Source organism: Streptomyces sp. NPDC050263, from assembly GCF_040655955.1.
Classification (GTDB): domain Bacteria; phylum Actinomycetota; class Actinomycetes; order Streptomycetales; family Streptomycetaceae; genus Streptomyces.
The window spans coordinates 84,435-91,126 of sequence record NZ_JBFAKW010000025.1 but is presented as its reverse complement, the minus strand read 5'-3'; the positions used below and the strand labels follow the sequence as shown (position 1 = coordinate 91,126).

8 protein-coding genes are annotated in these 6,692 nt (G+C 69.6%); all 8 read right to left on the bottom strand.

Translation table 11 applies throughout. The annotated features are described in order from the left end of the window. Positions 1 to 88: 88 nt before the first annotated feature. The 8 genes from AB0J04_RS14810 to AB0J04_RS14775 all read right to left on the bottom strand — a co-directional run bounded on the left by AB0J04_RS14810 (position 89) and on the right by AB0J04_RS14775 (position 6,613). Positions 89 to 733, bottom strand: a complete 645-nt coding sequence (locus tag AB0J04_RS14810) for a TetR/AcrR family transcriptional regulator (RefSeq protein WP_363168779.1) — start codon at positions 731 to 733, stop codon at positions 89 to 91. A gap of 65 nt (positions 734 to 798) precedes the next feature. Beyond that, positions 799 to 1,098, bottom strand: coding sequence for a DUF4229 domain-containing protein (locus tag AB0J04_RS14805; RefSeq protein WP_363168778.1), 300 nt, complete (start codon positions 1,096 to 1,098; stop codon positions 799 to 801). Between the two features lie 76 nt (positions 1,099 to 1,174). Continuing rightward, positions 1,175 to 1,699 carry a GNAT family N-acetyltransferase gene (locus AB0J04_RS14800; protein ID WP_363168777.1) on the bottom strand — a complete coding sequence of 175 codons (525 nt, stop codon included), beginning with the start codon at positions 1,697 to 1,699 and terminating at the stop codon, positions 1,175 to 1,177. Between the two features lie 61 nt (positions 1,700 to 1,760). Beyond that, positions 1,761 to 2,924 (bottom strand): aminofutalosine synthase MqnE, encoded by a 1,164-nt coding sequence (mqnE, locus tag AB0J04_RS14795; RefSeq protein ID WP_363168776.1) that lies wholly within the window; start codon positions 2,922 to 2,924, stop codon positions 1,761 to 1,763. 63 nt (positions 2,925 to 2,987) lie between these two features. Beyond that, entirely contained in the window at positions 2,988 to 3,443 is a 456-nt protein-coding gene (locus AB0J04_RS14790; RefSeq protein ID WP_054238669.1) for an Lrp/AsnC family transcriptional regulator, read from the bottom strand. A gap of 68 nt (positions 3,444 to 3,511) precedes the next feature. Then, positions 3,512 to 4,168: a UbiX family flavin prenyltransferase gene (locus AB0J04_RS14785; protein ID WP_363168786.1), complete on the bottom strand. Its 657-nt coding sequence runs from the start codon at positions 4,166 to 4,168 to the stop codon at positions 3,512 to 3,514. An 88-nt stretch (positions 4,169 to 4,256) separates the two neighbouring features. Next, entirely contained in the window at positions 4,257 to 5,159 is a 903-nt protein-coding gene (gene mqnP, locus AB0J04_RS14780) for a menaquinone biosynthesis prenyltransferase MqnP (protein WP_363168774.1), read from the bottom strand. Further along, the gene (locus tag AB0J04_RS14775; RefSeq protein ID WP_363168773.1) at positions 5,156 to 6,613 is read right to left on the bottom strand and encodes a menaquinone biosynthesis decarboxylase; all 1,458 of its coding nucleotides are present in this window, start codon (positions 6,611 to 6,613) and stop codon (positions 5,156 to 5,158) included. The genes mqnP and AB0J04_RS14775 overlap by 4 nt, the downstream gene beginning before the upstream one ends. Positions 6,614 to 6,692: the final 79 nt, after the last annotated feature.

Genomic DNA, 6,692 nt, shown 5'->3' with positions numbered 1-6,692 from the left:
CTCGTACTGGACGTACTTGGGCTTTCGGCCGGTGCGGCGAGAGTGCGTGCCGGGCGTCGCGACGGGGCGAACGTTGCCTGCCGCGGCACTAGCCCTCCTGAGGGGACCAGGGGTGACCTTCCATCAGGTTGCCCAGGCCCGCCCAGGCGAAGTTCATCAGGGTCGTCGCCGCCTGGCGGGCCGTGACGCCGTCGGAGGTGTTGGCCCAGGTGGCGAGGGACTCGGCCGCGCCGACCAGGGCCTCGGCGAGACCGGCGACCTCACGGTCGGGGAGGTCGGGGTCACGGTGGGCCTCGCGGGCGGCGACGGCGATCAGCTGTGTCACGAACGCGACGATCTCCTCGCGCATCGCGGCCGCCTCGGCGGCGAAGGTCTCACCGTGGGTACGGGCCTGGAGATGCACCACGGACCAGGCGTGCGGGTGGTCCGCGGTGTGCGCGAAGAAGGCGATCAGCCCGTCCCAGAGCTGGCGGTCGGCGGGCAGATCCGTGCGGACGCCGGACCGCACCGCGGCCACCAGCGCCGCCGCCTCACGGCGGATGCAGGCGGTGAAGAGCTCGTCCTTGGAGTTGAGGTACAGGTACACCAACGGCTTCGACACGCCCGCGAGTTCGGCGATCTCGTCCATGGACGCGGCCATGTACCCGCGCCGCCCGAAGATCTCCACGGCGGCATCCAGCATCTGCTGCTCACGGACCGCACGCGGCATCCGTTTGGTCTTCACGGCACCCATGACACCAGCCTAGGACCTGCTCGGCCGGACAGGTCCTCAGTCGGGCCCGGACGGGAGCAACTCCCTTACGACGTCTGGCCCTGCGCGTGGGCCGAGTCGATCGCCTCGTCCTCCTGGGAGCGGTTGGCCTCCAGGTTGGCCTTCATCCGGTCCACCCGCTCCACGACCGTCACCGAGGCGCGGTCGCGCTCCTTGCGCAGCACGACGAAGCTGATCGGCGCGGAGATCACCAGCGAGAGCAGGATGATCCACATGCCGTTGGAGTCGCCGAGGCCGCGCGGGAAGACGCCCGTGTAGACAAGGCCCCAGACGACCACGAGGCAGCCGGCGAGGACACCGAGACGCATCAGTGTGTAGCGGAGCATGTCAATCCACTCTTCCGATTCCAAAAGGGGCCGTCGTCCAGTGAAGCATGCCCGGCGGTCGATCTCGCAGCGGGGTTCAGCCCAACGGCAGCAGCATGACGACGTCGTCGCGGTGGTCGTCCGGGGCGACCCTGATCGCGCCGGGTATCCGGCCGACCTCCTGGTAGCCGCAGGAGCCGTAGAAGCTCTCCAGGCCGAGTCCGCCGCGGCAGGAGAGCCGGATCGCGTCGATGCCGTCGAAGCCGCGGGCTGCGTCGGCGGCGGCCGCCAGCAGGTCGCGGCCGTAGCCCTGGCCCTGGCGGCGGGGGTGCACCATCACCGTGTACAGCCAGACCCAGTGGGTCTGGAGCCGGTGCGTGTTGAAGGCGAAGAACGCGGCCGCGACGACCTCGCCGGCGGCGTCCCGCCCGAGGAGCAGGCGGTGGCGGCCCTCGGCCATCGCCGCGAGGTGCTTGACGAGCTCCGGACGGACGGTCTCCCGCTCCACCGGGGCCACGAAGCCGATGGCCCCGCCGGCGTTGGAGGCGTCCGTCCAGAGGTCGAGAATGCCGTCGCGCAGGTCGGGGGTGAGGACGGGGTCGAGGGTGAAGGTAAGGGCCATAACCGCAGGCTAGCCATTACCACACCCCGCCTCAACCGGCTTTCACCACCTCGACCGGCCTTCACACCCGCATCGGCTGCGGGGACTCGCGGCGCGCCGGGTCCGGGCCGTCGTACTCGCGGATGATCTCGTAGCGCGTGTTGCGTTCCACCGGGCGGAAGCCGGCGTCGCGGATGAGGTCGAGGAGGTCGTCGCGGGTCAGCTTGTTCGGGGTCCCGTAGTTGTCCGCGTCGTGGGTGATCTTGTACTCGACGACCGAGCCGTCCATGTCGTCCGCGCCGTGCTGGAGCGCCAGCTGCGCGGTCTGGACGCCGTGCATGACCCAGAAGACCTTGACGTGCGGAACGTTGTCGAAGAGCAGCCGGGACACCGCGAAGGTCTTCAGCGCCTCCGCGCCCGTCGCCATCTGGGTCCTCGCCTGGAGGCGGTTGCGGACCTTGCCGTCCTTCATGTCCACGAAGTCGTGCTGGTAGCGCAGCGGGATGAAGACCTGGAAGCCGCCGGTCTCGTCCTGGAGCTCGCGCAGCCGCAGGACGTGGTCGACGCGGTGGCGAGGCTCCTCGATGTGGCCGTACAGCATGGTGCACGGGGTCTTGAGACCCTTCTCGTGCGCCAGGCGGTGGATGCGCGACCAGTCCTCCCAGTGCGTGCGGTGGTCCACGATGTGCCGGCGGACCTCCCAGTCGAAGATCTCCGCGCCGCCGCCGGTCAGCGACTCCAGGCCCGCGTCGATCAGCTCGTCCAGGATCTCCGACGCCGACAGCCCGCTGATCGTCTCGAAGTGGTGGATCTCCGTCGCCGTGAACGCCTTCAGCGAGACGTCCGGGAGGGCCGCCTTCAGTTCGCGCAGCGAGCGCGGGTAGTAGCGCCACGGCAGGCTGGGGTGCAGGCCGTTGACGATGTGCAGCTCGGTGAGGTTCTCGCCCTCCATCGCCTTGGCGAGCTTCACCGCCTCCTCGATGCGCATCGTGTACGCGTCCTTCTCGCCCGGCTTGCGCTGGAACGAGCAGTAGGCGCAGGACGCGGTGCACACGTTCGTCATGTTGAGGTGCCGGTTGACGTTGAAGTGCACGACGTCGCCGTTCTTGCGGGTGCGCACCTCGTGGGCGAGTCCGCCGAGCCAGGCGAGGTCGTCCGACTCGTACAGCGCGACGCCGTCCTCACGGGTCAGCCGCTCACCGGCCCTGACCTTGTCCTCCAGCTCGCGCTTCAGCCCGACGTCCATGCCCGCACCTCACCTTTCTCCGACGACATCCCAGACGACTCCGCCAACCGTACGTCCCCGCGGCTACACCTCTTCGGGCAGCTCTCCGACCCGGTTCTCCCACTTCGTGGAGAGCACGATGGTGGTACGGGTCCGGGACACGCCCTTGGTCCCGCTGAGCCGCCGGATGATCCGCTCGAGGCCGTCGACGTCGTTCGCCCGCACCTTGAGCATGAACGAGTCGTCGCCGGCGATGAACCAGCAGTCCTCGATCTCGCTGAGGTCCTTCATCCGGTTCGCCACGTCCTCGTGGTCGGCGGCGTCGGAGAGGGAGATGCCGATGAGGGCGGTGACGCCGAGGCCGAGCTGGGCGGCGTTCACCGTGGCGCGGTAGCCGGTGATGACGCCGGCCGCCTCCAGCCGGTTGATGCGGTCGGTGACGCTGGGTCCCGACAGCCCGACGAGGCGTCCCAGCTCCGCGTAGGAGGCCCGGCCGTTCTCCCTCAGGGCCTGGATGAGCTGCCTGTCCACCGCGTCCATGCGAATCGAAGCCTTCCGATCAAAGTTCCTGAAGAGTTGAGCTCTACTGCGAAGTACTCAGACGGTGTTCAGCCGGCCCGCGTTCCACCCAGTTCGCCGTCCCACCGGCGATACAGCCCGTGCGCGACCCCCGCCGCGTCGAGCACCCGGCCTGCGACGAAGTCGACCAGGTCCTGGATGTGGGTGGCCCCCGCGTAGAAGGCCGGGGAGGCGGGCACCACGCTCGCGCCCGCGTCGTCCAGGGCGACGAGATGACGCAGCGTCTGCCCGTTCAGCGGCGTCTCGCGTACGGCGACGACGAGCGTCCGGCGCTCCTTGAGCGTCACGCTCGCCGCCCGCTGGAGCAGATCCTTCGACAGCCCGAGGGCGACGCCCGCGACACAGGCGGTCGAGGCGGGGACGATCAGCATCCCCTTCGCCGGATACGACCCTGAGGACGGTCCGGCGGCGAGATCCCCCGCGCCCCAGTACCGCACCCGGTCGAGGGCCGCGTCGGTCGCCTCGAAGGCGCCGGGCTTGCCGTCGGCCCCCCGCGCCAGCCATTCCCGCAGGTCGTCCCGCCAGTGCGCGTCCCGGAAGGAGATCCCTGTCTCGTCCAGCAGCGTGAGCCGCGAGGCCCGGCTGACCACCAGGTCCACGCTCTCGCCCCCGGCGAGCAGTGCACGCAGCACGGCGGCGGCATAGGGCGTACCGGACGCCCCGGACACCCCCACGATCCAAGGCACGCGCTGCGTTTCTCCTGCGTTCACACCTTGAGCGTACCGGTGGGCGGGGAGGTCTTCAGGACCGGTGGGGCGTAGTGAACGGGGGTGGCTACACCGTGAGCCCCCGCACCAGAAGATCCAGCAGCGCGCACCCGAACAGGGCGATCCCGATGAAGCCGTTGACGGAGAAGAACGCCCTGTTCAGGCGGGACAGGTCGTGCGGGCGCACGATGGTGTGCTCGTAGAGGAACGCGCCGGCGACGACGACCAGGCCGAGCCAGAAGAACGCGCCCGCGTCGGTCAGCAGCGCGTACCAGACCAGCAGGGCCGTCGTGATCGCGTGGCAGACGCGCGCCCCGGTGATCGCCGCCGGGATGCCGAAGCGGGCCGGCACCGACATGACGCCGGTCTCTCGGTCGGTGTCGATGTCCTGGCAGGCGTAGATCAGGTCGAAGCCGCCGATCCAGATGCCCACGGCGAGGCCGAGGACGACCGCGTCCCAGGACCACTCGCCGGTGATCGCCAGCCAGCCGCCGATCGGCCCCATCGCCTGGGCGAACCCCAGGATGGCCTGCGGGAAGTTCGTGAACCGCTTGCCGTAGGGGTAGACCACCATCGGGATGACCGCGACGGGGGCCAGGGCCAGGCACAGCGGGTTGAGCAGCGCCGCCGAGCCGAGGAAGATCACGACGGCGATCAGCGCGCCGGTCCAGGCGTGGCGCACGGACACCGCGCCCGTGACCAGCTCGCGGTGGGCCGTCCGGGGGTTACGGGCGTCGATCTCGCGGTCGATGATCCGGTTGACGGCCATCGCGAAGGTGCGCAGGCCGACCATGCAGATCGTGACGAGGAGCAGTCGTCCCCAGTGGATGTTCCCGTCCAGCCGGAACATCGCCGTCAGCGCGGCGATGTAGGCGAAGGGCAGCGCGAAGACGGAGTGCTCGATCATGACCAGGCGCAGGAAGGCCTTGGTGCGTCCGGGCTGCGGGAGCGCGGCGGAGGCGGAGCTCACAGGCCGTACTCCTTCCAGCGGCGGTCGACCGTGGCCGCCGTCTCCGGGTCGGACAGGACCATCTCCGGCCAGCCGCCGTCGCGGGTGTAGCCCTCCTCGGGCCACTTCCGGGTCGCGTCGATGCCCGCCTTGCCTCCCCAGAACTGCTGGTAGGAGGCGTGGTCGAGGTGGTCGACCGGGCCTTCGACGACCGTCAGGTCGCGGGCGTAGTCCGTGTTGCCGAGCGCCCGCCAGGCGACTTCGTGCAGGTCGTGGACGTCGCAGTCGGCGTCGACGACGACGATCAGTTTGGTCAGGGACATCATGTGCGCGCCCCAGACCGCGTGCATGACCTTCTGGGCGTGCTTGGGGTACTTCTTGTCGATCGAGACGATCGCGCAGTTGTGGAAGCCGCCGGCCTCGGGCAGGTGGTAGTCCACGATGTCCGGGACGATGATCTTCAGGAGCGGGAGGAAGAAGCGTTCCGTCGCTCGGCCCAGCGGGCCGTCCTCCGTCGGGGGGCGGCCGACGACGATCGACTGGAGCAGCGGCCGCTTCCGCATCGTCACGCAGTCGATCTTCAGGGCCGGGAACGGCTCCTGCGGGGTGTAGAAGCCGGTGTGGTCGCCGAAGGGGCCCTCGGGCAGCATCTCGCCGGGCTCCAGCCAGCCCTCGATGACGACCTCCGCCTGCGCCGGCACCTGCAACGGCACGGTCTTGCAGTCGACCATCTCGATCCGCTTGCCCGCGATGAACCCGGCGAAGAGGTACTCGTCGATGTCGCCGGGGAGGGGGGCGGTGGAGGCGTAGGTGACGGCGGGCGGGCAGCCGAAGGCGATCGCGACCGGCAGCCGCTCGCCCTTGCGCGCCGCGACCTGGTAGTGGTTGCGGCTGTCCTTGTGGATCTGCCAGTGCATGCCGATCGTGCGCTTGTCGTGGCGCTGGAGGCGGTAGAGCCCGAGGTTGCGGATGCCGCTCTCGGGGTCCCTGGTGTGGGTGAGTCCCAGGTTGAAGAAGGAGCCGCCGTCCTGCGGCCAGGTGAAGAGGGCGGGGAGCTGGTCCAGATCCACGTCGTCCCCGTGCAGGACGACCTCCTGGACGGGCGCGTCCTGGGACTTCACCTTCTTCGGCGGGACGTGCGTCATCGCGCCGAGCTTGCCGAACGCCTCGCGCACGCCGACGAACCCGTGCGGCAACTCGGGGCGCAGCAGGCCGCCGATCTTCTCGCTGATCTCGGCGTACGACTTGAGCCCGAGGGCCTTCAGGAGCCGTCGGTCGGTGCCGAACACGTTCATCGCGAGGGGCATGCTCGACCCCTTCACGTTCTCGAAGAGGAGCGCGGGGCCACCGGACTTCTGGACCCGGTCGACGATCTCCCCGACCTCCAGATACGGATCGACCTCGGCCTTGACGCGCTTGAGGTCGCCTTCGCGTTCCAGTGCCCTGAGCAGGGAACGAAGATCGTCGTAAGCCATGCGTCCCAGTATCGGCCACCGGCTACCCTGGCCCCGTCACCGGGGCCGTCCCAAGCCCTGCCGCCGTCACTTGGGGGAA

Coding starts and splice junctions, on each gene's coding strand:
- AB0J04_RS14810 (WP_363168779.1), bottom strand. CDS start 733: ATGGGTGCCGTGAAGACCAAACGGATGCCGCGTGCGGTCCGTGAGCAG.
- AB0J04_RS14805 (WP_363168778.1), bottom strand. CDS start 1,098: ATGCTCCGCTACACACTGATGCGTCTCGGTGTCCTCGCCGGCTGCCTC.
- AB0J04_RS14800 (WP_363168777.1), bottom strand. CDS start 1,699: ATGGCCCTTACCTTCACCCTCGACCCCGTCCTCACCCCCGACCTGCGC.
- mqnE (WP_363168776.1), bottom strand. CDS start 2,924: ATGGACGTCGGGCTGAAGCGCGAGCTGGAGGACAAGGTCAGGGCCGGT.
- AB0J04_RS14790 (WP_054238669.1), bottom strand. CDS start 3,443: ATGGACGCGGTGGACAGGCAGCTCATCCAGGCCCTGAGGGAGAACGGC.
- AB0J04_RS14775 (WP_363168773.1), bottom strand. CDS start 6,613: ATGGCTTACGACGATCTTCGTTCCCTGCTCAGGGCACTGGAACGCGAA.